This is a genomic window from Streptomyces glomeratus (assembly GCF_021462825.1).
In the GTDB taxonomy this organism is placed as follows: Bacteria; Actinomycetota; Actinomycetes; order Streptomycetales; family Streptomycetaceae; genus Streptomyces; species Streptomyces glomeratus.
Genome location: NZ_JAKEEB010000027.1, coordinates 1 through 22,828 on the forward strand (window position 1 = coordinate 1; position 22,828 = coordinate 22,828).

Sequence of the window (22,828 nt, forward strand, 5' to 3'; positions counted from 1 at the left end):
GCGCACGGCCCCGACTGGTGGCTGCTGGATACCGGTTACGGAGCCGCGGCCGACCACCGGGGCGTGCGCGACCTGGTCCGCGAGCTGAACACCGTCTACCGCCGGACTCCCGCCCTGTGGCAGCGCGACACCCGCCCCTCGGGCTTCCGCTGGGTGGTCTGCGATGCGGCCGACGACAACGTTTTCGCGTTTCTGCGCTTCGACGCCCAGGGCACACCCCTGCTCGCGGTGTCCAACTTCTCGCCGGTCGTCCGCCACCACTATCACCTGGACGTGCCCGACGACGTGCCGGCCTGGCACGAGGTCCTCAACACCGACGCGGCCCGCTACGGCGGCAGTGACATCCACGACGCGGGCCCCGTGACGCCCGGGGTCGGCCCGGGGCGCGGCATCCGTCTCACGCTCCCTCCTCTCGCCACCCTGTGGCTGGTTCCCGTCACCGGATGTCCCTCCGATGGGGGGCAATAAATTCCCGGGATATTCCCCGGGCGCATAGAATTCCGCTCACTCGCGCACTTCCCCACTCGGGCACTTTTCCCCGTCACCTATCGAAACGACGGGATTGCCGGCCGTCACCATCGGCCCCACCGGCGATCCATGAAACGTTTCTCGTGAATGGTTTGGCGTCGGAAATAGCGGGAATGGCTCGTTATGAGTGCTTCGGACAGGAGGCACCTCCGTGGAAACTGGCCCAGCAGATTCCGGGTGTGTGTGTCTCCCCTTGCGGTCTGTGAATGCGCCTTCCCACGGTGACTGCCCAGTCAGCCCCTTGAGGGAGTTGAAGAGCACCATGCGCATCGCGGTGAAGTCCAAGCAACACCCCCATGATGACGCCCCCGACACCACCGACGCCTTCGCGCGCCTGTGTGAGCTGCCCGAGGGTCCCGAGCGCCGGACACTGCGCGACGAGATCGTCCGGTCCTGGCTGCCGATGGCCGATCGCATCGCCCGGCGCTACCGAGGGCGGGGCGAGTCGGTCGAGGACCTCTGCCAGGTGGCGGCTCTGGGGCTGGTCAAGGCGGTCGACCGCTACGATCCGGCCCGGGGCTATGCCTTCGAGAGCTACGCCATCCCCACCATCACCGGCGAGATCAAGCGTCACTTCCGCGATCACATGTGGGTGCTCCATGTGCCCCGCCGAGTCCAGGACCTGCGCAATCGGGTACGGGCGGCGGTCAAGGAGATATCCCAGGAGAGCCCGGGGCACGGCCCCACACTCGCCGAGATCGCCGAGCACGCCCACCTCAGCGAGGAGGACGTCCGGGTCGGCCTGGAAGCCATGGACAGTTTCACCGCCCTCTCCCTGGACGCCGAGGTCTCGGGCAGCGACGACGGATACGCACTGGGTGACGCCCTGGGCGACTCGGACTCCGGGTACGACCTGATCGTCGACCGTGAGGCCGTCAAGCCGTGTCTGCGGTCGCTGCCGGAGCGCGAGCGCACCATCCTCTACCTGCGGTACTTCCGCGGGATGACCCAGAGCCGCATAGCGGACCAACTCGGTATTTCCCAGATGCATGTCTCACGTCTGCTCAGCGGCTGCTGCGCGCGCGTACGCGAAGAGGCTCTTGCCGATATCCCCTGACAAGGCCGATCCTGATCCTTCCCGGCCCCGATCCGCACTATCAGGGCCCGCGCCTGTGAAGGACTGCATCCGGCCGCCCGGCTCGGCGAATCGTCGACCGGACGGCCGTTTGCGGCGGGCTCACTGCCGAACCCTCCCGGGAACGGCTAGGCAGTGCGCCGCTCCTTCCGGACTATCCGTGAGAGGGTATTTGAAACACGCCGCCCACGGGACAACGGAAGGGAACCGAAAGGTTATTGACCGGAGATCATCGACCCGTCCCGGACAGGGCCCGCCGGACGTGTGCGAGCCGGGGGAAGGGGTACCCCGAGGACCGGGCCGGCACAGCGGGCCCGGAGGTGAGGCAGGCATGAGCCGTTCCGACGACACCCGGGCGAGCGCCTATGACGCGACCCCCTTCCTGCCGGACGAAGGGGGACTGGCCGCCTACCGGCGCGCGGCCGCGGACTGCCGGGGCTGCCCCCTGTACGAGAACGCCACCCAGACGGTGTTCGGCAAGGGGGACAGCTCCGCCCGGGTCGTGCTGGTCGGAGAGCAGCCCGGCGACCAGGAGGACCGGCAGGGCGAGCCCTTCGTCGGGCCGGCCGGACGCCTGCTGGACAAGGCCCTGGAGGAGGCGGGCATCGACCGCGGCACGGCGTACGTCACCAACGCGGTCAAGCACTTCAAGTTCACCGTCGTTCCCGAACGAGGCAAGCGGCGTATCCACAAGGCGCCGAGCCTGCGCGAGCTGAGTGCGTGCAAGCCGTGGCTGCGCGCGGAACTGGAGCTGGTCCGTCCGGAGGTCGTGGTGGCCCTCGGCGCCACGGCGGGCAAGGCGCTGCTCGGCGGCTCGTTCCGGGTGACCAAGGACCGGGGGAGCCTGCTGCCGATGCCCGGCACCGACGAGGAACAGTACGTCGTCGCGACCGTGCACCCTTCGGCGATCCTGCGCGCCGACGACCGGGAGGCCGCGTACGCCGGTCTCGTCACGGACCTGAGGGTGGTGGCGCGAGCGCTGAACGGGCATCGCCGCGCGTGATCCGAGGCCCATGTCCCGGCCCTCGCGTGTGACGGCCGCACCGTGATCGCCCCGCCTGGACGGCCGATCTCCGGGTACCCGCCCGCCATGCGTACCCTTCTGCAGCGCCTGAGCCGGCGCAAGAAGCCGACCCGTACCGCCACCGAAGAGCTGCTCGAAGAGGCGAAGCAGCAGGAACTCGAGGACGACACCGGCATCTCCCGGGACACCGGGGGCGGGGCCGGCGACCCGATCACACCGAGCCCACGCGCCAACCGCAACACCGCCGAGGGCCATCCCTCCGGCGACGACTCCTGACCGGACCCGTCGACGAACCAGGCGATCCCCGGGGGCACGGATCCGGCCGGGGAACCCCTCGGCGGCGACGCCCGCCGCCCCCCGGACGGGTCACCACGACCTGCGGGCCTCCTCGCCCACCCGGTGCAATGGACGCGTGACCGTGCCCCCGGACGACTGCCTCGCCCGCAACGAGTGGATCTGCGGCGCGTATCTGCGCACCCGCCGCCACATCCTTCTCGACGCGGTGGCCCAGCATCTGCAACTGACGGCGGCCTCCGTGCTCATCGCTCTCGTCATCGCCGTGCCGCTCGCCCTGCTGGCGCGCCGCTGGGCCGGGATCGCCGGGCCCGTCCTCGCCGTCACCACCATCCTGTACACCGTTCCGTCCCTGGCGATGTTCTCGCTGCTGCTGCCCCTGTACGGGCTGTCACCCACCCTGGTGGTCGCCGGTCTCGTCCTGTACTCGCTCACCCTGCTGGTCCGGAACATCCTCGCGGGACTGCGCGCCGTCCCCGAGGAGACCCGGCGGGCCGCCCACGGCATGGGATACGGACCGATCCGGCTGCTGGTCACCGTGGAACTCCCGCTGGCGCTGCCCGCCGCCATGGCCGGGCTCCGTATCGCCACGGTCTCCGCGATCTCCCTGGTCACCATCGGCGCGATCGTCGGCTTCGGCGGACTCGGGAACCTGATCTACGCGGGCATGAACACCTACTTCAAGGCACAGGTGCTGACCGCGTCCGTGCTGTGTGTGCTGATCGCCGTGGCCGCCGATCTGCTGCTGCTCGGCGTCCAGCGGCTGATCACCCCCTGGGCGAGGGCGGCACGCGGATGAGGACCCTGCGCGAGACCTGGCACTGGCTCATCGACCCCGTCCACTGGGCGGGCGACGACGGCATCGGGCACCGGCTGGCGCAGCACGTCCTCCTCACCCTCGGCTGTCTGATCATCAGCTGTGTGATCGCCCTGCCGGTCGCTCTTGTCCTCGGGCACCTCGGCAGCGGCGGCGCGCTCGCCGTCAACCTCTCCAACGCCGGCCGTGCCGTGCCCACCTTCGCCGTGCTGGTGCTTCTGCTGCTCACCCCGATGGGCCGCTGGGGACAGGGGCCCACCGTGGCAGCCCTCGTCCTGTTCGCCGTACCGCCTCTGCTCACCAACGCCTACGTCGGCATGCGCCAGGTCGACCGCAGTGTGGTGCGGGCGGCGCGGGGGATGGGGATGACCGGCCGGCAGACGCTGCTGCGCGTGGAACTTCCCCTGTCGCTTCCGATGATGGTGAACGGGGTACGGATCGCCGCCGTACAGCTCGTCGCGACCGCCACCATCGCCGCGCTCGCGGGCGGAGGCGGACTCGGCCGGATCATCACCGCGGGCTTCAACCTGGCGAGCACTCCGCAGGTGGTGGCCGGGGCGCTCCTGGTCGCGGTGCTGGCACTGATCGTCGAGGGGGTCTTCGAGTCCGTCGAGCGGCTGGTCCCGCTGCGGGCCGGAGGCTCACGATGAGACGGCACGCGGCGGCCGCGGTCCTGCTCCTCGCCGTCGGCTGCGCCACGGGCCCGTCCCTGGAGACACGCGGCCGGGTCACCGCGCCGCCCGGCGACGGCAGGCATCTGACCGTCGGCTCCGCAGGCTTCACCGAGAGCGACGTGCTCGCCCATATGTACGCATTGCTGCTGGACCACGCCGGCTTCACGACGTCCCTGATCACCGTCGCCAACCGCGAGCTGTACGAACCCGCCCTGGAGTCCGGGCGGATCGACGTCGTCCCCGAGTTCGCGGCCACCTTCGCGGACTGGCTCAACGCCAGGACCCACGGCCCCGACGCCCCGCCCGTCGGCTCGCCGGACCTCGGCACCACGATGAAGGCCCTGCGCAGACTCGCGGCGCCCCGTGGTCTCACCGTCCTCGACCCCGGGCGGGCGGTCGACCGGAACGCCTTCGCGGTGACCCGGGTGTACGCCCGTGAGCACCGCCTGAGGACGCTGAGCGACCTCGGCGGATCCGGTCTGAAGGTACGGCTGGCGGCAGGCGACGAGTGCGTGCGGCGACCGTACTGCGCACCAGGGCTCAGGAAGGTGTACGGCATCGACGTCATCGGTGTCGACCCGAAGGGCGTCGGTACCACCCAGGCCAAGCGGGCCGTGCAGAGCGGACGGGACCAGGTGGTGCTCACCACCACCACGGACGCGACCCTCGACGCGTTCGGGCTCGTCCTGCTCGCGGACGACAGACATCTGCAGAACGCGGACCACGTCGTCCCGGTCGTGGGCCGCTCCCGGGCGGGCGGCGCTCGCGTCACCAAGGCGCTCGGTGCCCTCAACCCTGTTCTCACCACGCAGGATCTGGCGTCGATGAACGATCAGGTCGACAGCCGGCGGCGGCTTCCGGGGGACGTGGCCCGTGCCTATCTCGAGGACAAGGGCCTGCTGAAGTGACGGCGTGCGACGTCCCCGGCCGGCCGGACGCGCCGACGGCGGGGCTCCGTCACGCGTCGGCCACCGACTCGTAAGGCACCTCGCGCCGCGAGACGCCCCGCGCGTCCGCGTCCACCGAGCGGCGCAGGGCCTCATGGAGCTTGGCGGGTGTCAGGACCCCCAGGAACCGTCGCCCGTCCAGCACCGCCACCCAGCCGGCGTCATGCTGGAGCATCACCGCGAACGCCTGCTTGAGCGGAGCGCCCACCGCCACCCAGGAGGTCATCCGGTGCGCGTGGTCACCGACCAGGCCACCCCCGGCGAGCTCGTCGACGCCCGCCCAGCCGTGCAGATCGCCGGCGGTGTCCAGCACGACCGCCCAGCGTGCCCCCTGCCCGCGCAGCCGGGCAGCCGCCGGCCCGGCGGGCTCGTCGAGCCGTGCGACCGGCGGCTGCTCCAGATCGCTCGGCTCGATCACGGTCACCGACAGCCGCTTCAGGCCCCGGTCCGCCCCCACGAACTCGGCGACACGCGGCGTCGCGGGCGCGCCCAGCACCGCCCCCGGCGTGTCGAACTGCTCGATCCGCCCCTGCCCGTACACCGCGATCCGGTCGCCGAGCCGGACCGCCTCCTCGATGTCGTGCGTGACGAGCAGCACCGTCTTGCGCACGGCCGTCTGCATCCGCAGGAACTCCTCCTGCAACTGCTCCCGCACCACCGGGTCGACCGCCCCGAACGGTTCGTCCATCAGCAGCACCGGCGGATCGGCGGCCAGCGCCCGTGCCACCCCCACCCGTTGCCGCTGACCGCCGGACAACTGGTCCGGGTAGCGCGGCCCGTAAGTCTTCGGGTCCAGGCCCACCAGGTCGAGCAGCTCGGCCGCGCGCGCCCGCGCCCTCGCCTTCCTCCAGCCGAGCAGACAGGGCACGGTCGCGGTGTTGTCCAGCACGGTCCGGTGCGGGAACAGCCCGACCTGCTGGATCACATAGCCGATCCGGCGCCGAAGCCGCACCGGGTCGACGGTCGCGACGTCCTCGCCGCCCACGAAGATCCGTCCCGAGGTGGGCTCGATCAGCCGGTTGACCATCATCATCGTGGTCGTCTTGCCGCAGCCGGACGGTCCGACGAGCGTGACCAGTTCGCCCTCGGAGATCTCGAAGGACAGGCCGTCGACGGCCGTCGTACCGTCCGGATACCGCTTGCCGACCTGCTCGAACCGGATCATTCCCTCACGCTAACGGCCCGGGTCACGCCTCGCTCATCAGCACCACCTCCAGGGTGCGCGGACCATGCACCCCCTCGACGCGCTCCAGCTCGATGTCACTGGTCGCGGAGGGCCCGGAGATCCAGGTCATAGGGCGTGTCGGGGTGAGCCGCCGCAGGGCCTGGGGCACGGACGACACGACCTGGTCCGGAACGCGTACGACACAGATGTGATGGTCGGGCACCAGGGTGATGCGGGGGCGCCCCTGGTCCGGCGAGCCGTCCAGCACCAGGGTGCCGGTCTCGGCGATCGCGACCGCGCAGCCGGTGACCACGCTGTCGACGCGGTCGAGTTCGTACGGGGTGCTCTCCGCCCGGTCGGCTACCTGCTCGACGCCCGTGAGCCAGTGGGACGGCAGTCCCGCCGGTACCAGCACGGTCCGCGCGCCCCGCGCCGCGAGAAGACCGGCAAGCACCGACGGCAGGCCCGGGGCGTTCGTGCGGTGCACGATCGCCCGGTAGTCCGCGAGATTCTCCGCGAGCAGATCCACCGTCTCCGCCGGGGTGCGCTCGCCGTGCCGCTCCCCATAGTCCCGGGGAACGGCCTGCTCGTACGGCGTTTCGTCCTCGGGTACGTCCGCCAGCGCGCGCCGTACCCGGCCCAGGATCAGCTCCCTGCTTCCGCTCACCTCACCTCGCCTCCTTCCCTCCGTGTGTGCGCTGCCACCAGTCGCGGAACGGTTCCGCGGGCAGCGCCGGCAGGTCCCGGCTCGCGCTCCACGCCCTGCCGGGGCCCGGCAGCGTCCGCGGGTGGAAGCGGCGCGAGCGCGACGCCAGGCGCTGACCCGCGCGCAGCGCTCCCGGGTGGCTGAACGCCCAGCGTGCCGCCCGCATCACCGCCCGCTCGGCGGCGTGTCCCTTCGCCGGCTTCAGCACGACCTTGTTGCCCGCCCGTGTCACGGGACCGCCCTCCACGACGCGCTCCCGCAGATGCACCAGCACCTCCGGAATGTCGATGGCGACCGGGCACACGTCGTAACAGGCGCCGCACAGCGACGAGGCGTACGGCAGCGAGGCGTCGATCTCGCTTCCGGTTCCCCGCAGTTGAGGGCTGAGGATGGCGCCGATCGGCCCCGGGTACACCGAGCCGTAGGCGTGGCCGCCCGCCCGTTCGTACACCGGGCAGACGTTGAGACACGCCGAGCAGCGGATACAGCGCAGCGCCTGACGGCCGACCTGGTCGGCGAGCGTGTCGGTGCGCCCGTTGTCCAGCAGGACCAGATGGAAGGCCCGGGGGACGTCCGCCGTGCCGGAGCCCGTGGTGCCCGTCCACATGCTCGTGTAGGGGTTCATACGCTCGGCCGTCGAGGAGCGGGGCAGCGTCTGCAGGAACACCTCCAGGTCCCGCCAGGTCGGCACGATCTTCTCGATGCCGACGACCGAGATCAGCGTCTCGGGCAGGGTGAGGCACATTCGCCCGTTGCCCTCGGACTCGACCACCACCAGCGTGCCCGTCTCCGCGACCATGAAGTTCGCACCGGAGACGGCGACCTTGGCCCGCAGGAACTTCTCGCGCAGGTGCCGCCGTGCCGCCTCGGCGAGTTCGGCGGGCGAGTCGGTGAGATCCTCGGGAGCCGGCCGGCCCCACGCGCCCATCCGGGAGCGGAAGATGTCCCGGATCTCGCCGCGGTTGCGGTGGATGGCCGGAACCAGGATGTGCGACGGCCGGTCTCCGCCCAACTGCACGATCAGCTCGGCGAGATCGGTCTCGTACGCCCGGATCCCCTCGGCCTCGAGCGCCTCGTTCAGGCCGATTTCCTGCGTGGCCATGGACTTGACCTTCACGACCTCCGACTCGCCTGTGGCCTTCACCAGTTCGGCGACGATCCGGTTCGCCTCGTGAGCGTCCGCGGCCCAGTGGACGGTGCCCCCGGCCGCAGTGACCGCCTCTTCCAACTGGATCAGGTAGCGGTCGAGATGACGCAGTGTGTGGTCCTTGATCCGCTTGCCCGCCTCCCGCAGCGCCGCCCAGTCGGACAACTCCGAGACGGCCCTGGCCCGCTTGGCGCGGATGGTGTGCGTGGCGTGACGCAGGTTCCCGCGAAGTGTCTCGTCGGCGACGGCTTTCCGAGCCGCCTCGGGAAACGCCGGCATCCCGAGGAACGTTCCACTCATGCGCTGCGCCCCCTCACCCGGTCGACGACGCTCATACCAGCGGCTCCTTCTCCGTGCTCGCCAGGATCTCCGCGATGTGCACCGGCCGCATGCCGACGCGCAGCCGCGTCATCGTGCCGCCGAGGTGCATGAGACAGGAGTTGTCTGCCGCGCAGAGCACCTCCGCGCCCGTGGACTCGGCGTTGCGCACCTTGTCGACGCCCATGGCCGAGGAGACGTCGGCGTTCTTCACGGCGAAGGTGCCGCCGAAGCCGCAGCACTCCTCGGCGCCGGGCAACTCGATCAACTCCAGTCCCTTGACGGCCCGCAGCAGCCGCACGGGGCGGTCGCCGAGCCGGAGGCTCCGCAGCCCGTGGCACGTCGGGTGGTAGGTCACCGGATGCGGGTAGTACGCCCCCACGTCCGTCACCCCCAGCACGTCCACCAGAAACTCGGTCAGCTCGTAGGTCTTCGCGGCGACGGGCGCCACCGTGGCCGCGAGGGCGTCCCCGCGGCCCTCGGCCCGCGCCCGCTCACCCATCCGCGGGTACAGTTCCCGCACCATCGCCGCGCAGGACCCGGACGGGGTCACGATCGCCTCATACCCCCGGAACACATCGGAGAACTGCACCGCGAGCGGCTCGGCGTCATGCCGGTAACCGGTGTTGTAGTGGGCCTGGCCGCAACACGTCTGCGCCGGCGGAAAATCGACCTCGACGCCCAGCCTGGTCAGGAGTCTCACCACGGCACGCCCGGTGTCCGGATAGAGCGTGTCGTTGACACAGGTCAGGAACAGAGCGACGCGCATCGCGGCTCCTCCGGTCGGTCATGGGACGCGTGCAGGGTAATGCGCGGACGTGGCGCGGGGAGGGGAGGGGCCGCCCCACGGCGCCGTGTCGCCTCGCGCGCTCCCGGCCCGCACATCGCCGCGCCCGTCGTTGTCTGTGTCCTCACCGGGGAAGAGGGCCCATGACCGCCGCCTTCGACGCCGGGTGGGCGACACCCGGGTAGCCGTATGCGGGCGTGTCCTCGGCGGTGACCCTGCTCAGCGACGCCAGGCCGCCGCTGACGTTGACCACCACGGGGGCGGCCGACCGTCGCAGCAGCGGCAGGAAGGCGTGGGTGACGCGGACCAGGCCGAACACGTTCGTCTCGAACACCGTCCGCATCACATCGGCGGTCACCTCCGCCGCGCCGACCACACCCCCGTCCCGCGTCCGGCTCTCGATACCGGCGTTGTCGACCAGGACGTCGAGTCCGCCGTCGGCCTCGATGCTCTTCGCCGCGGCCGCGACCGACGCGTCGTCGGTCACGTCGAGCAGGACCGCCCGCGCGCCCAGCCGCCCGGCGGCCCGGCGTCCGCGCTCGGGATCCCGGCTGCCCAGGTAGACGGTGTGCCCCGCCTCGACGAGCCGTCGCGCGGTCTCGAAGCCGAGGCCCTTGTCCGCTCCGGTGATCGGTGTGGTTGTCATGCCCCCAGGGTGCTGCTCCGCTTGCCCTACGGCCAGGGCCCTCTTGCCCGGTGGTGCTCCGGGCACGTCGTCGAGTCCCCGATCCGGGCATGACCGCGCCGCCGAGCCGGGCGGAAGTGGCAGGCAGCGCAGGTAATGTGAGGTGTTTTCTCCGCCGCCCACAGAGCCCTGGAGGTCCCCGCCCGATGGCCCAGTCGGTGGGTATCAAGGATGTCGCCCGCGTCGCCGGAGTCTCCGTGGGCACCGTCTCGAACGTCATCAACCGTCCCGAGACCGTCGCCTCCGAGACCCGCGCACGCGTGCTGTCCGCGATCGACCGCCTCGGCTACGTCCGCAGCGAGTCGGCGCGGCAGTTACGGGCCGGGCGCAGCCGGATCATGGGGCTGCTCGTCCTCGACATGGGCAACCCCTTCTTCGTGGACGTGGCCCGCGGAGCCGAGCGTGCCGCCCGCGAGGCCGGGCTCGGCGTGATGGTCTGCAACAGCGCGCAGAGCCCCGCCGAGGAGGCCGAATACCTGTCGCTCTTCGCCGAGCAGCGGGTGCGCGGCGTGCTGCTCACACCTGCCGACGCGACCGGCCGCAACATCGAGGCGTTCCGTCGCCACGGCATTCCGTTCGTGCTGGTCGACCGGGTCGCCGAGGGCACCACGGAGTGCTCGGTCTCGGTCGACGATGTGACGGGCGGCGCCCTGGCCGTGCGGCATCTCGTCGACGCCGGGCACCGCACCATCGCCTACGTCAGCGGGCCGCCCGGACTCCACCGGATCAGGGATCGCCGCACCGGCGCCCTGAACGCGCTCTCCGAGGCCGGACTGGGCCCCGAGGCGCTGCGGGAGCTGCCCACCGAGCGCCTCGACGTCGCGGCGGGCCGGGACGCCGGGGCCCGGCTCCTCGGGCTCGCCGACCGCCCGACCGCCGTCTTCTGCGCCAACGACCTGCTCGCGCTGGGAGTCCTGCAGGCCCTCTACGCGGCCGGGGTGAGCGTCCCCGAGGACCTTGCCCTCGTCGGCTACGACGACATCGAGTTCGCCGCTGCGGCCGCCGTGCCCCTCACCTCCGTACGACAGCCCGCCGTCACCCTGGGCACGCTGGCCGCGGAGCTTCTGCTGGAGGAGACCCGGGCGGGGTCGCCGGACGGCCGGCACGAGCACCGGCGGGTCGTGCTCCAGCCGGAACTGGTGGTGCGCCGCTCCAGCCTGGCGGCCCGCTGAACCGCTCCCGTGCGGGAGCCCGCCGCCGGCTGGGCTGCCGTTCAGCAAGCCCTTCTCGATCCCGGGCGCGTACGGCGCCGGACCGTGTGCTGAACTGGGGCGAGACTGCATCCGTCCGTCTCGGGAGCCCCGTTGACTCTCAGCTACCGCCAGCCCGGTGTCGTCCTCACCGACCGGCGCTTCACCGTGCCCCTCGACCACGACACCCCCGACGGGGAGACGATCGAGCTGTATGCGCGAGAGGCCGTCGCGAGCGACAAGGCGGACGCCGACCTGCCCTGGCTGGTGTACCTCCAGGGCGGTCCGGGCTTCGGGGCGAACCGTTTCATCGGAAAGCAGGCCTGGCTGGGCCGCGCACTGGAGGAGTACCGCGTCCTCCTCCTCGACCAGCGGGGCACCGGCGCCTCCACTCCCGCCAACCGCCAGACGCTCCCGCTACGCGGAGGGCCCCGTGAGCAGGCGGACTACCTCACCCGCTTCCGTGCCGACTCCATCGTCCGCGACTGCGAGGCCATCCGTGCCCGGCTCACCGGCGGCGCCCCATGGACCGTCCTCGGGCAGAGCTTCGGCGGCTTCTGCACCGTGAACTACCTCTCGACGGCCCCCGAGGGCCTGCGCGCTGCCGTGATCACCGGTGGGCTGCCCTCCCTGGACGCGCACGCGGACGACGTCTACCGGGCCGCGTACCCCCGCATCGAACGAAAGGTCGCCGCCCACTACACGCGCTACCCGCAGGACGTGGAACGCGCCCGCCGAATCGCCGAGTACCTGCTCCGGCACGAGCCCGTGCTGAACGGCGGCTACCGGCTCACCGCCGAGGCGTTCCAGTCCCTCGGCATTCTCCTCGGCGGCGGCGAGGGCAGCCACCGCCTCCACTTCCTCCTCGAGAACGCCTTTGTGCGCACCGCGCGGGGCCTCGCGCTCTCGGACTCCTTCCAGGAGGAGGTACAGGCTCTCCTGTCGTACGCGGGCCATCCCCTGTACGCGCTCGTCCACGAGGCGATCTACGGCCAGGACGGCCGTCCCACCGCCTGGTCCGCGGAGCGGGTACGGGCGGAGTTCCCGCAGTTCGACGCGGCGAAGGCGCTGGCGGGCGAAGACCCGGTGCTGTTCACCGGGGAATCCGTGCACCCCTGGATGTTCGACACCGACCCGGCGCTGCGCCCGCTGCGCGAGACCGCGCACCTGCTGGCCGAGCGCACCGACTGGACGCCGCTGTACGACCCGGCCCGCCTCGCCGCCAACGAGGTGCCGGTGGCCGCGGCGATCTACCACGACGACATGTACGTCGACACCGCGCACGCCCTGGAGACGGCCCGCTCGATCCGCGGACTGCGCACCTGGGTGACGGACGAGTTCGAACACGACGGCGTCCGCGCGGGCGGCCCCCGCGTCCTCGACCGTCTGCTGGCGCTGACGCGGGACGAGGTCTGACCCGAGAACCGGGCCGCGGACCGGGCGCGGTGCCTCCCTGACCCCTGATGCACGGGCGCTCCACGCCCACCGCACCCCCGGCAGGGCGGGCGCCGCCGGTCTGCGGCCATGACGGAGCCGCGGGACGACCCGAGAGATCGCGTATGTGCTTGCGACGCGCGGTGAGACGGGCGTCGACTCACCGGAGCCCGCCGTGTGCGGACCCGTCCCTCGACGTCGGGCCATGCCGTGGAGGCGGCACCGGGCCCGGAGCGCGCGGTGCGGTCGCTGCCGGAACACCGCACGTACGTCGAGGCGTTGACCGATCAGGACCCGGAGACGTACGCACGGTCCTTCCTGACCTCCCGTGCAGAGGCGGTGAGCGAGCGATTCGGTGGCAAACCGGCCGTGGCGTTGGAGCTTTTCGGCCACCGGCCGGTCACGGCTCCGACGGGGTGTCGAAGCCGTGCTTCCATCGTTTCCGCAGCCCACGCAGACGGCTTCTCGAAACGGGGATCGATGGACGACAAGGAACTGCTGGCCGAACGCTTCCAGACGCAGCGAGGGCACCTCAGAGCCGTCGCCTACCGGATGCTCGGCTCGCTGGGCGAGGCCGAGGACGCGGTGCAGGAGACCTGGTTGAGGCTGAGCCGCTCCGACGTGAGCGAGGTGACGAACCTGGCCGGCTGGCTCACCACCGTGGTCGGCCGGATCTGCCTGGACATGCTGCGCTCGCGCGCGGCACGCCGCGAGGAACCCATGGCCGACACCTTCGTCCCGGACCCCGTCGTCACGCCCCTGGGGCGCGTCGACCCCGAACAGGAGATGCTGCTCGCCGACTCGGTCGGGCTTGCCCTCCTCGTCGTCCTGGAGACACTGGAGCCCGCCGAGCGACTGGCCTTCGTCCTGCACGACATGTTCGCCGTGCCCTTCGACGACATCGCTCCCATCGTGGGGCGCACGTCCGCCGCGACCCGGCAGCTCGCCAGCCGCGCCCGCCGCCGGGTGCAGAGCGCGGAGCCCGCGTCCGATCCGGATCCGGCACGGCAGCGTGAGGCGGTGGAGGCGTTCCTCGCGGCCTCGCGCGCGGGTGACTTCGAGGCCCTGGTCGCCGTCCTCGACCCGGAGGTCGTGCTGCGGGCCGACTCCGGCCCCCTGGTGTCCGGCGTGGCCGCGTCCAAGGTGGTGCGCGGCGCGACGACCGTGGCGAAGGGGGCGCTCATGTTCCGGCAGTACTCCGCATACGCCCGGCTCGCCCTGGTCAACGGCGCGATCGGGCTGGTCACGGAGCCCGAGGGCCGGCTCATATCGGTCATGGGCATCACCGTCGTCGGCGGCAGGATCACCGGCATCTACATCCTGTCGGACCCCGAGCGGCTGGAGCGGCTGGGCCTTGCGGCACCGGCGGCCTGACCCGCGGGGTCAGACCCCGGTCCGTTCCGCCACGCGCAGCGGAGCCACCGCCCTTCCGTCAGGAAGCAGTTCGCCGGTGTCGTCGAAGACGATGGTGCCGTTGCACAGCAGGTTCCAGCCCTGCTCGGGATGGGCGGAGACGATCACCGCGGCGTCGTGGTCGGGGCGGTCGGCCGACGGACACGGAGGAAGGTGCGTGCACATGACGTCTCTCCAGGGTCGTACGACGGTGTGTCTCCGTGGTAGCGGAGTTTGTTTTCGTACGGATGAGAGGACCACCACAGGGCAGGAAACTCAACGGTGAGCTTTCCCTTCGGGGCAGCCGTGGCGCGGTGCCCAGGTACAAGCGGTCAGTCGTTCCACTCAGGCTCCCGCCCGCTGGTCGCGAGCGCACGGTGGAAGGCGGGGGCGTCGGCCGCGGTGGGCACGGGCGCCCCGTAGCCACCGGTGGCCCGGGCCTGTTCGGCGATCTGTTCGACGACGCCGAGAGTGACCCGTGCGGTCTCCTCGCTGACGATGAACGGCCGGCCGGTGGCGCGGGCCAGGTCCCAGCCGTGCAGGGCGAGTTCCTGCAGGGTGATGGCGGCCGCGAAGGAGGCGGGCATCTCTCCGGTGCCGAACTCGGTGACACCCTCGTACGCCGCCGGGTCGGCCCACGCCGTGGCGGCCAGGGCGGCGGACTCCGCGACGGCCGCCGGCGACATCGCCTGGGACAGGCCCTCGCGCGGCTGCGGTTCCTTGCGGGCGGCCCGGGCGGAGGAGGACAGGGTCCCGCCCAGGTGGGCGAGGAGTTCGGCGACGGTGAACTTCTCGCAGGGGGTGCGGTCGTCGAGCTGTTCGGTGCGGATGCCGGAGGCCGTGGCCGCGACGGCGTCGGCGCATTCCTTGAGGGCGGGGTACAGCGTGCTGTGCCGGGCGTTCATGGGGTTCCTTCCTCGGGGGTGGCGTGCCGGTGCGTCCGGCGGGGGTCGGTGCGGTCGGGCCGCGGGGGGTGCCGGCTCAGCCGGTGAAGAAGGGCACGGGTTCGCCCTGCTCGGCGTAGGTCGTGAGCTGGGCGAACTTCGTCGCCCAGCCGTACGTGAAGTCCCGGTAGGCGTCGTCGACGGCGGGGAATCCGCGGTGGGTGAAGCGCAGGGTGACGCCGCCCTCCGGGCGGGGCAGCACCTCATAGCTCTGGACGGTGCCGGTCCAGGGGCCGTTCTCGCCGGCCAGGACGAGCCGCCTGCCGGGCTCCGCCTCCGTGATGCGCAGTCGCCACGGCTCCGGCACACCGGGGAAGCGCAGTTCGTGCACGCCGTCCACGCCCTCCTCGGCGGTGGCGGTCGTGGTGAACCAGCCGTAGATGCCCTCGGCCGTGGAGATCGCCGTGTACACGGTGTGCGGGTCGGCCTCGATGTGCAGCTGCATCGCGATGTCAGCCATGACGTGTGTTCCTTCCGTCGTTGCGATCAATTTAGTGAAGACTAAAATGACGAAGCGCTCGATGGCAAGCTGTAGCGGTGGCTAAAATGACGTCCATGGATGCGGTGCGAGCGGTCGCGGAACCCAGACGGCGCGAGATCCTGCGCCTGGTCTGGGACGCGGAGCTGTCCGCGGGCGAGATCGCCGAGCGGTTCGACGTCACCTTCGGGGCCGTCTCGCAGCACCTCAAGGTGCTGCGCGATTCCGGCCTGGTTACGCTGCGCCAGGAAGGCAAGAAGCGCTTCTACCGTGCCGACCGTGAGGCCATGGGCCCACTGGCCGACTATCTGCAGTCCATGTGGGCCGCGAAGCTGGACACACTGGCCGAGCTGGCGGAGGCGGCCGAGCGGGTGGAGCGTGGGGGGCCCGGACACTCCGAAGGGGCGAGCCCTTGAACGCGAACGTGGTCACCGTGGAACGGCTCATCGCCGCCCGGCCCGAGACGGTGTTCTCCTTCTTCACCGACCGTGACAGGTGGCTGTCCTGGATGGGCAAGGACGGCGAGTTCGCCTTCGAGCCCGGTGGCGCCTATCGCACGACCGTCACCGGTGAGAACGTCGCGGAGGGCCGTTTCCTCGAGATCGACCCGCCCACACGGCTGGTCTTCACCTGGGGCTGGGCGGAGGGCGGGATGCCCGTGCCGCCCGGCTCGACCACCGTTGAGATCACCCTCGAGCCGGTCGCCTCCGGGACCCTGCTGCGCCTGGTCCACCGGGACCTGCCCTCCCCGGAGGCGTGCGCCGCGCACGAGGAGGGCTGGGTGCATTACGTCGACCGGCTCACCACGGTGTCGGCGGGCGGCGACCCGGGGCCCGACGACTGGATGTGAGCCGGCGGGGAACGGCCGGTTCGGCGCCCCGCCCGGCCCGTGCAACCGCCGGGGCCCTCCCCGAAACGGGTTTCTGCGGCAACGGCCGAGGTCGTTAGGGTGAACGTCATGCACGCCACCCCAGTCGCCCCCTCCGACCTGCGCGCCGACTGCAGCCGCTGCTTCGCTCTGTGCTGTGTCGCGCTGCCCTTCGCCCGTTCGGCCGACTTCGCCATCGACAAGGACGCCGGCACCCCCTGCCGGAACCTCCGGGACGACTTCCGCTGCGGCGTCCACACCGAGCTCCGGCAGCGCGGCTTCTCCGGCTGCACGGTCTACGACTGCTTCGGTGCCGGGCAGAAGGTCTCCCAGGTCACCTTCGGTGGGCAGGACTGGAGGTCGGGCGGCCCGGAGCACGCACGGCGGATGTTCGACGTGTTCCCCGTGGTGCGCCAACTCCACGAACTGCTGTGGTACGTGGCCGAAGCGCTCACCCTGCCCGCCGCCCGGCCGGTCCACGCCGACCTCCGCCGCATGCGGGAGAAGACCGAGCGGCTCACCCGGCGGACCCCGGAAGAACTGGGGCGGCTGGATGTGGCGGCGCACCGGCAGGAGGTCAACGTGCTGCTGCTGCGCGCCAGTGAGCTGGTGCGCTCGGGTGCGGGGCGCCGCACCAAGGACCGGCGGGGCGCCGACCTCATCGGCGCCCGACTGAAGGGCGCCGATCTTCGGGGTGCCAGTCTGCGTGGCGCCTGCCTCATAGCCGCCGACCTCACGGGTGCCGATCTGCGCGGCGCCGATCTCATCGGTGCCGACCTGCGCGACACGGACCTCACCGACGCCGATCTGACCGGTGCTCTCTTTCTGACCCAGCCCCAGATCAACGCCGCCCGGGGCGGCGCGGGCACCAGGCTCCCGGCGTCAGTCGCGCGCCCCGGTCACTGGGCAGCGCACCTCTGACGGTGTGTCGGGGAAGGCCGCCGGCGCACGCGGCGGGGCGGCCCGCCGGTCGAGATGCAGCCGGAGGTCCTCCGGGATCACCGTCAGCCGCTCCGCGACCCGCAGCCGGTAGGCCGGGTCCGGCCGCAGCTCGTAGCGGCGCAGCAGGAGCCCCAGCACCAGCGTCGCCTCGTGCAGCGCGAACTGCCGCCCGATGCAGGCCCGCGCCCCCGTCCCGAACGGCTTGAACGTGTGCGCGGCGCGCGCCCGTACGGCGCCCGCCTCGAACCGGTCCGGGTCGAACCGCTCCGCGTTCGCGCCCCACACCTCCGGATCCCGGTGCAGCAGGGGCGTCAGGACCAGGGCCCAGGCGCCCCGGCGCATCGGATGGACGCCGTCCAGCACAGTGTCGTCCCGCGCCTCCCGCGCGTAGGCGGGAGCGGTCGGCCACAGGCGCAGGGATTCGTCGAGGACCCGGCGCACATACCGCAGCCTGGCGACCTGCTCGTAGCCGGGCCGGGCGACGTCACCCCACACCCGGTCCACCTCCTCCCGGGCGCGCGCGGCGACGTCCGGGTGCCGGGAGAGATAGTGCAGGGCGAAGGAGAGCGCTCCCGAGGTCGTCTCGTGCCCGGCCACCAGGAAGGTGATCACCTGCCTGCGGACGTTCTCGGGCGCCAGCCGCTCCCCGGTCTGCGGATGCGCGGTCTCCAGCATCCGGTCGAGCAGGTCGCCACTTCCGGCGCCGGTGCGCCGGGCGCGTACGAGGTCGTCCACCGTGCGGTTCAGATAGGCCATGTCCACCTCGTTGCGCCGGGCGGCGTCCCGCAGCAGGAGTGAGCTCAGCGGCCCGGGGATGACGTTGCGGCGCTGCGCGAACGTCAGCGTGCCGACCATGGCGGTCACGAAGGGATGCGGCCGGGAGCGCTCGAAGGAGCCGAAGTCATGGCCGAAGCCGGTCCGCGCGATGGTCTCCAGCGTCAGCTTGGTCATGTCCCCGGGCACGTCCACGGGCCGGCCCCCGGCCTGCTCCGCGTCCCAGCGGTCCAGCAGCCGCTCGGCCACGTCCAGCATCATCGGGTGGTAGCCCGCCATCGCCTCCCGGCTGAAGCCGGGGGCCAGGATGTCGTGCGCCAGCTGCCAGTTGGGCTCGTCGTTGTACGCCGTGAACAGCCCGTCCCCGGCCATCGGCCGGAGATTGGCGACCCCGAGGCCCACATGCTTGGCGAAACGCGACTCGTCGGCGAGATCGGCCGCCAGGCGCCCGCCCCACACGAAGACGATCTCCCGGCTGAAGTACTTCCTCCGGAAGATGGGGCCGAGCAGACGGCCGTAGCGCATCGAGTCCTGCAGCGGCCTGCGGCGGTCGGCGCCGAGTACGTCTCCGACGAACGGGAGCCGGTGCGGCGGGTGAGGGATGCGGTCCAGCTGCGGCCAGCCCAGTCGCGCGCTGCGGAAACCCCTCGGAAGCGCGGTCGCCGTCGTCTCCGCCATGACGCCATCTCCCTTGATGCAACGCAGGCCGGGCCCCGGCCGAGCAGGGCCGACGGGCATGTTGTACGTGGGTTCAATAGCGTTTTCAGTCTCGTCCCGTCGTTGAACCCGCGTCAAGTAGAGTGCGGTCATGGCCGCGAACCAGGGGGAGCGCACGCGCCGCCGGCTCAGCACCGGGGAACGCAGGGAGCAGCTCCTCGCGGTCGGGGCGCGGCTGTTCTCGGAGAGCCCCTACGACGAGGTGTGGATCGAGCAGGTCGCCGAGATCGCCGGGGTCTCGCGCGGGCTGCTGTACCACTACTTCCCGACCAAGCGTGACTTCTTCGCGGCGGTCGTGGAGCGCGAGAGCGAGCGGATGCTGCGGATGACGGAGGCCGTCCCCGGGGTTCCGGTGCGCGATCAGCTCGCCGCCTCTCTGGACACGTTCCTCGCGTACGTCGAGGAGCACGCGCACGGCTTCCGTGCCTTCCATCGCGCGGACGCGGCGGGGGACCAGGCGGTGCGGAGGGTCTATCAGCGGTCACTGGCGGCGCAGGAACGGCAGATCCTGGCGGCGCTCGCGGCGGATCCCGAGTTCGGAGCGGCCGTCCTGGAGCGACCCGGCGTGAGGATCGCGGTGCGCGGCTGGCTGGCCTTCACGACGGCCGTGTGCCTGGAGTGGCTGAGGGGGGCCGCCCTGTCCCGGGACCAGGTGCGTGATCTGTGCGCCCGCGCGTTGTGGGGTGTCATCGCCTCCTGAGGCGGGCGCCCGCCGTCCCTGTGTCGCGAAGTGTCGGGGGCCGCGGCCGTTGTGTGCCGGGCCTGGTTGGCGCACATCCCGATCTCCGCTAGGTTAGGCAAGGCTTACCTAAGGAGGTTGGGAATGGCTGACCGTCATGCCTGGACGGCCGCGCCTGCCGCGGCGGAGCGCGCCCGATCCGTGCCGGCCGCGGCATGGTCCTGCGCGGTGACCGCGGAAGGAGGCCGGGAGGAACTCGTCGGCGCACACACCGTGCTGGCGGACGGCCGGGTACTGCTGCATCTGCCCGAGGACAGCACGCTGCACGCCGTCGCGCTCTGCGCCCCGCGCGGAGAGCCGTCCGCGGTACTGGAATTCGCCGATGTCGCGCCGGTCCCGGTACGGTCCCGGATCCGCGCCCGGCTGTGGCTCGCCGGTTCCCTCGTACCCGAAGAGGGGAACCTGGTCCTGAGGCCGACGCGTATCGCGCTGCGCCGGGCGAACGGCGTCGTCGCCGTGGACCCCGGCGAGTACGCGGCCGCCGGCCCCGACCCGCTCGCCGCGGCCGAGGCCGGCCTGCTCACCCATCTCGCCGACGCCCACCCCGAGACGGTGGAGCGGCTCACCCGTCTCGTCGAGCCCGGCAGCCTTCACGGCGCGGTACGCGTCCAGCCGCTCGCCGTCGACCGCCACGGGCTGACGCTGCGTATCGAGCGGGCGCGAGGCCATGGCGACGTACGTCTTACGTTCCACCGGCCCGCCGATGACGCCGCCCAGCTGACCGAGCGCATGCATGTGCTGCTCGCCCAGGCCCAGCGGGCCGCCTGCCCCCGGACGCTACAGCGGCAGCGCACAGACGGCGACCGGTGAGGCGAACGGCTCGCCCGCGAGCCGCAACCCACCGCTCGCACGGTCGACGTGGAAGACACTGACCGTGCCGGAGCGCTGGTTCGCCGCGAACAGCAGCCGCCCGTCCGGGGAGAGCGCAATATGACGCGGGAAGTCACCGCCCACCGGCACCGTGTCCAGCAGCCGCAGCCGGGCGCCGCCCGCCTCGACGGCATATCGGGTCAGACTGTTGTGGCCACGGTTGGCGAGGTAGGCGTACGACCCGTCCGCCGTCACCACGAACTGGGCCGGATAGCTCGTTCCCTCGCCCGTGCCCGTGGACTGAGGCTCGCCCGGGGTGAGGCGCCCGGTCCGGGGATCGTAGGCGCAGACGACGGCCGTGTTGTCGACCTCGTTGGCCAGGTAGGCGAAGCGACCGCCGGGGTGGAACGTCAGATGCCGGGGCCCTGCGCCCGGCCGGGTCCGCGCCCGGGAGACCTCGGTGAGCGTGCCCCGGGAGGGGTCGAGACGGTAGGTGTAGACGGTGTCCGTGCCCAGGTCGACGGCCAGCACATGGTCCCCGTCGGGGCCGGTGAGGAACTGGTGGGCGTGCGGCCCCTGCTGCCCTGGACCCGGTGGCGGGCTGGAGTGCGTGACGAGGTCGGTGCGCTCGCCCAGCGCGCCCGAGGGATCGATGGGGTGAACCGCCACGCTGCCCGAGAGGTAGTTGGCGCTGAGCAGCCACCGCCCGCCCGGATGGACCGACAGATGACAGGGGCCCGCCCCTCCCGTGCCACGGGCGCCCAGAATCCGGCGCCCGTCCAGGCGCACGGCCGTCACCGCACCGTCCTGTCGCTCGTCGACCGCGTAGAGCGTGCGCCCGTCGGGATGCGCCGCGAGATACGACGGGTCGGGCACGCCGCTCAGCGTGCCGGACCCGGTGATCCTGCCGCTCTCCGGGTCGTACGACGCGAAGCCGATGCCCTGGCCGTCGCCCTCGACGGAGGTGACGTGCCGAGGAACAGCGCGCGGGGGCCGAAGGAACGGCGCGGTGCCGAGGGCGTACGGGCCGGAGCCGGCCGGGAGGTGTCCGAAGCCTGTCCGGGCGCGGCGGGTGTCGCGACCGTCGTCACCGCGGTCGCGGCCGTGGCGGCGCCGAGGAAACGACGCCGGCTCCAGCCCCCGCCGGACGAAGCCCGTGTCATGTCCGCACCCTTGCTCATCCCGCACCTCGAGAATCGACGGCCTCATCCGAGACCGCCACCATGGCCCGTCCCGGCCGTCAAGTGCAAGAAAGGCAATGAGGGTTGCGCATTCTGCAACAACCGGCGGTCACCAGTCGCCGTCCTCCACCGGGTGGCCCGGCGCGTCGCCCAGTGGCTTCACCTGGTGCGGTGACGGCTGCTGCCACGGCTCGTGGTCGTCCCCGAGCCAGTCGCCGGCCGGCTTGACCGCGCCGAGCGTGTCCGTCGGCGCGAGGTCCTGGCCGTCCTGGTCGTAGTAGTCGAACCACGGGAGCCCCGCCTCTGTGTACGCCGCACGGTCCACCGGAGACGGCGGGGGCGCCTCGCCCGTGATCCTGCGCCACTGCGGGGGCGTCACCAGATGCACGAACACCCGCCCGGCCGGCTCCTTGGCCCAGCTGCCGCGCGGCCAGTCGTCCCGGTAGACCTCCTGGCGCATCGAGCCGCCGACGCCCAGCCCCATCGCGGGTGCGCTCGGCGGCGGACCGCCCGTGGCCCGGGCCATGGCGGGCGCCGCGGGCGGAGCGCCAGGGGCCGGCGGGGCGCCCGCGTACGGACCCGAGGCCGCCCGGGCCCTGGCGAACTCCAGGGCCCGCTCGCGCTTTCGCCGCTCCTCCTCACGCCACTTCGCGAGCGGGGCCTCCCGGAGCGGGAAGGCCTGCAACTGCACGCCGCCCCAGACCTCCTCGCCGGTGACCTGCCCTTCGACCGTGGCCCCCAGCCCCAGAGGCACCGCCACGAACTGGCGGACCGTGCCCCGGCCGGAGTTGATCCCGTCGAGCCACGGCTGGCGCGGCAGCACCACGTAGTTCTGCGGATCCCGGGTGAGGCGGGAGCTCCATGACCTGCCGGAGACGGCGCACACCTTGCCCACGCCCACCTGGAGGGCGGCCGGTTCCGACGCGCCGAAGCTCAGCCACATGGCCTCACGCAGATACACCGGCAGCATCACCCCGCCGCGCGCACGCCACTCGCCGGGCACCGTCCGGGCGTAGTCCTCCACCCGGCGGACGGGGAACTCGCCCAGCCCCGGCGGCAGCGGATGCGTGCCCGTCTCCGGCAGCCGCAGCGTCCGCATGAACCGGACCCGTACACCCCCCGGCAGCAGCAGTGTGTTCCCTTCGATCCGTGCCGCGTCCATGCGCCCCCCTCTTTTCGGCCCGTCCGTCCC

General features: G+C 72.0%; 24 protein-coding genes and 3 pseudogenes. 16 read left to right on the top strand and 11 right to left on the bottom strand.

Annotated elements, in window-relative coordinates; all coding sequences use genetic code 11:
* The 7 genes from LZ604_RS25585 to LZ604_RS25615 form a co-directional block, all read left to right on the top strand.
* Positions 1 to 468: alpha amylase C-terminal domain-containing protein (locus tag LZ604_RS25585; RefSeq protein ID WP_234517825.1), on the top strand; the 468-nt coding region annotated here is incomplete at its 5' end.
* Between the two features lie 322 nt (positions 469 to 790).
* Positions 791 to 1,585, top strand: a complete 795-nt coding sequence (locus tag LZ604_RS25590; RefSeq protein ID WP_234517826.1) for a SigB/SigF/SigG family RNA polymerase sigma factor — start codon at positions 791 to 793, stop codon at positions 1,583 to 1,585.
* A gap of 349 nt (positions 1,586 to 1,934) precedes the next feature.
* Positions 1,935 to 2,606, top strand: coding sequence for a UdgX family uracil-DNA binding protein (locus LZ604_RS25595; protein ID WP_234517827.1), 672 nt, complete (start codon positions 1,935 to 1,937; stop codon positions 2,604 to 2,606).
* Between the two features lie 87 nt (positions 2,607 to 2,693).
* A complete protein-coding gene (locus tag LZ604_RS25600) occupies positions 2,694 to 2,903 on the top strand; it encodes a hypothetical protein (protein ID WP_234517828.1) in 210 nt (69 codons plus the stop codon).
* A 136-nt stretch (positions 2,904 to 3,039) separates the two neighbouring features.
* Entirely contained in the window at positions 3,040 to 3,720 is a 681-nt protein-coding gene (locus tag LZ604_RS25605; RefSeq protein ID WP_234517829.1) for an ABC transporter permease, read from the top strand.
* On the top strand, positions 3,717 to 4,388 hold the full coding sequence (locus tag LZ604_RS25610) for an ABC transporter permease (protein WP_234517830.1): 672 nt from the start codon (positions 3,717 to 3,719) through the stop codon (positions 4,386 to 4,388). The genes LZ604_RS25605 and LZ604_RS25610 overlap by 4 nt, the downstream gene beginning before the upstream one ends.
* Positions 4,385 to 5,320, top strand: a complete 936-nt coding sequence (locus LZ604_RS25615) for an ABC transporter substrate-binding protein (RefSeq protein ID WP_234517831.1) — start codon at positions 4,385 to 4,387, stop codon at positions 5,318 to 5,320. Before LZ604_RS25610 ends, LZ604_RS25615 begins: the two co-directional genes overlap by 4 nt.
* Before the next feature lie 49 nt (positions 5,321 to 5,369).
* On the opposite strand, the gene LZ604_RS25620 is transcribed toward LZ604_RS25615, so the two are convergent.
* From LZ604_RS25620 to LZ604_RS25640, 5 genes and pseudogenes are all read right to left on the bottom strand, one after another.
* On the bottom strand, positions 5,370 to 6,524 hold the full coding sequence (locus tag LZ604_RS25620; protein ID WP_234517832.1) for an ABC transporter ATP-binding protein: 1,155 nt from the start codon (positions 6,522 to 6,524) through the stop codon (positions 5,370 to 5,372).
* 22 nt (positions 6,525 to 6,546) lie between these two features.
* A complete protein-coding gene (locus tag LZ604_RS25625) occupies positions 6,547 to 7,191 on the bottom strand; it encodes a LutC/YkgG family protein (RefSeq protein WP_234517833.1) in 645 nt (214 codons plus the stop codon).
* Position 7,192: 1 nt separating this feature from the next.
* Positions 7,193 to 8,677, bottom strand: a complete 1,485-nt coding sequence (locus LZ604_RS25630; RefSeq protein ID WP_234517834.1) for a LutB/LldF family L-lactate oxidation iron-sulfur protein — start codon at positions 8,675 to 8,677, stop codon at positions 7,193 to 7,195.
* A 31-nt stretch (positions 8,678 to 8,708) separates the two neighbouring features.
* Positions 8,709 to 9,464, bottom strand: a complete 756-nt coding sequence (locus LZ604_RS25635; protein ID WP_234517835.1) for a (Fe-S)-binding protein — start codon at positions 9,462 to 9,464, stop codon at positions 8,709 to 8,711.
* Between the two features lie 163 nt (positions 9,465 to 9,627).
* Positions 9,628 to 10,128 (bottom strand): annotated as a pseudogene (locus LZ604_RS25640) (SDR family NAD(P)-dependent oxidoreductase); the annotation flags it as partial.
* Positions 10,129 to 10,313: 185 nt separating this feature from the next.
* Here LZ604_RS25640 and LZ604_RS25645 point away from each other — a divergent pair.
* From LZ604_RS25645 to sigJ, 4 genes and pseudogenes are all read left to right on the top strand, one after another.
* A complete protein-coding gene (locus LZ604_RS25645) occupies positions 10,314 to 11,339 on the top strand; it encodes a LacI family DNA-binding transcriptional regulator (protein ID WP_234517836.1) in 1,026 nt (341 codons plus the stop codon).
* A gap of 132 nt (positions 11,340 to 11,471) precedes the next feature.
* Positions 11,472 to 12,773, top strand: coding sequence for an alpha/beta fold hydrolase (locus LZ604_RS25650; RefSeq protein ID WP_234517837.1), 1,302 nt, complete (start codon positions 11,472 to 11,474; stop codon positions 12,771 to 12,773).
* 210 nt (positions 12,774 to 12,983) lie between these two features.
* A pseudogene (locus tag LZ604_RS25655) lies at positions 12,984 to 13,178 on the top strand (PIG-L family deacetylase); the annotation flags it as partial.
* 93 nt (positions 13,179 to 13,271) lie between these two features.
* Positions 13,272 to 14,165: an RNA polymerase sigma factor SigJ gene (gene sigJ, locus LZ604_RS25660; RefSeq protein ID WP_234517912.1), complete on the top strand. Its 894-nt coding sequence runs from the start codon at positions 13,272 to 13,274 to the stop codon at positions 14,163 to 14,165.
* Positions 14,166 to 14,174: 9 nt separating this feature from the next.
* Here the strand turns inward: sigJ and LZ604_RS25665 are convergent, their stop codons facing one another.
* The 3 genes from LZ604_RS25665 to LZ604_RS25675 all read right to left on the bottom strand — a co-directional run bounded on the left by LZ604_RS25665 (position 14,175) and on the right by LZ604_RS25675 (position 15,587).
* Positions 14,175 to 14,369 (bottom strand): DUF5999 family protein, encoded by a 195-nt coding sequence (locus LZ604_RS25665; protein ID WP_234517838.1) that lies wholly within the window; start codon positions 14,367 to 14,369, stop codon positions 14,175 to 14,177.
* A 146-nt stretch (positions 14,370 to 14,515) separates the two neighbouring features.
* Positions 14,516 to 15,088 carry a TIGR03086 family metal-binding protein gene (locus LZ604_RS25670; RefSeq protein ID WP_234517839.1) on the bottom strand — a complete coding sequence of 191 codons (573 nt, stop codon included), beginning with the start codon at positions 15,086 to 15,088 and terminating at the stop codon, positions 14,516 to 14,518.
* Positions 15,089 to 15,164: 76 nt separating this feature from the next.
* Entirely contained in the window at positions 15,165 to 15,587 is a 423-nt protein-coding gene (locus LZ604_RS25675; RefSeq protein ID WP_234517840.1) for an SRPBCC family protein, read from the bottom strand.
* 95 nt (positions 15,588 to 15,682) lie between these two features.
* Between LZ604_RS25675 and LZ604_RS25680 the strand changes: the two genes are divergently transcribed.
* The 3 genes from LZ604_RS25680 (at position 15,683) to LZ604_RS25690 (ending at position 17,394) form a co-directional block, all read left to right on the top strand.
* On the top strand, positions 15,683 to 16,021 hold the full coding sequence (locus tag LZ604_RS25680; RefSeq protein WP_234517841.1) for an ArsR/SmtB family transcription factor: 339 nt from the start codon (positions 15,683 to 15,685) through the stop codon (positions 16,019 to 16,021).
* Entirely contained in the window at positions 16,018 to 16,455 is a 438-nt protein-coding gene (locus tag LZ604_RS25685) for an SRPBCC family protein (RefSeq protein ID WP_234517842.1), read from the top strand. The genes LZ604_RS25680 and LZ604_RS25685 overlap by 4 nt, the downstream gene beginning before the upstream one ends.
* Positions 16,456 to 16,563: 108 nt before the next feature.
* Positions 16,564 to 17,394, top strand: a complete 831-nt coding sequence (locus LZ604_RS25690) for a pentapeptide repeat-containing protein (RefSeq protein ID WP_234517843.1) — start codon at positions 16,564 to 16,566, stop codon at positions 17,392 to 17,394.
* Here LZ604_RS25690 and LZ604_RS25695 read toward each other — a convergent pair.
* Positions 17,356 to 18,867: a cytochrome P450 gene (locus tag LZ604_RS25695; protein ID WP_234517844.1), complete on the bottom strand. Its 1,512-nt coding sequence runs from the start codon at positions 18,865 to 18,867 to the stop codon at positions 17,356 to 17,358. The genes LZ604_RS25690 and LZ604_RS25695 overlap by 39 nt on opposite strands.
* Before the next feature lie 130 nt (positions 18,868 to 18,997).
* Here LZ604_RS25695 and LZ604_RS25700 point away from each other — a divergent pair, with 130 nt between their 5' ends.
* Both LZ604_RS25700 and LZ604_RS25705 read left to right on the top strand, forming a co-directional pair.
* A complete protein-coding gene (locus tag LZ604_RS25700) occupies positions 18,998 to 19,606 on the top strand; it encodes a TetR/AcrR family transcriptional regulator (protein ID WP_234517845.1) in 609 nt (202 codons plus the stop codon).
* A gap of 123 nt (positions 19,607 to 19,729) precedes the next feature.
* Positions 19,730 to 20,455 carry a DUF2470 domain-containing protein gene (locus LZ604_RS25705; RefSeq protein WP_234517846.1) on the top strand — a complete coding sequence of 242 codons (726 nt, stop codon included), beginning with the start codon at positions 19,730 to 19,732 and terminating at the stop codon, positions 20,453 to 20,455.
* Here the strand turns inward: LZ604_RS25705 and LZ604_RS25710 are convergent.
* Both LZ604_RS25710 and LZ604_RS25715 read right to left on the bottom strand, forming a co-directional pair.
* Positions 20,423 to 21,618 (bottom strand): annotated as a pseudogene (locus LZ604_RS25710) (lactonase family protein). The gene LZ604_RS25705 and the pseudogene LZ604_RS25710 overlap by 33 nt on opposite strands.
* A 127-nt stretch (positions 21,619 to 21,745) precedes the next feature.
* The gene (locus LZ604_RS25715) at positions 21,746 to 22,798 is read right to left on the bottom strand and encodes a hypothetical protein (RefSeq protein ID WP_234517847.1); all 1,053 of its coding nucleotides are present in this window, start codon (positions 22,796 to 22,798) and stop codon (positions 21,746 to 21,748) included.
* Between the last annotated feature and the right edge of the window lie 30 nt (positions 22,799 to 22,828).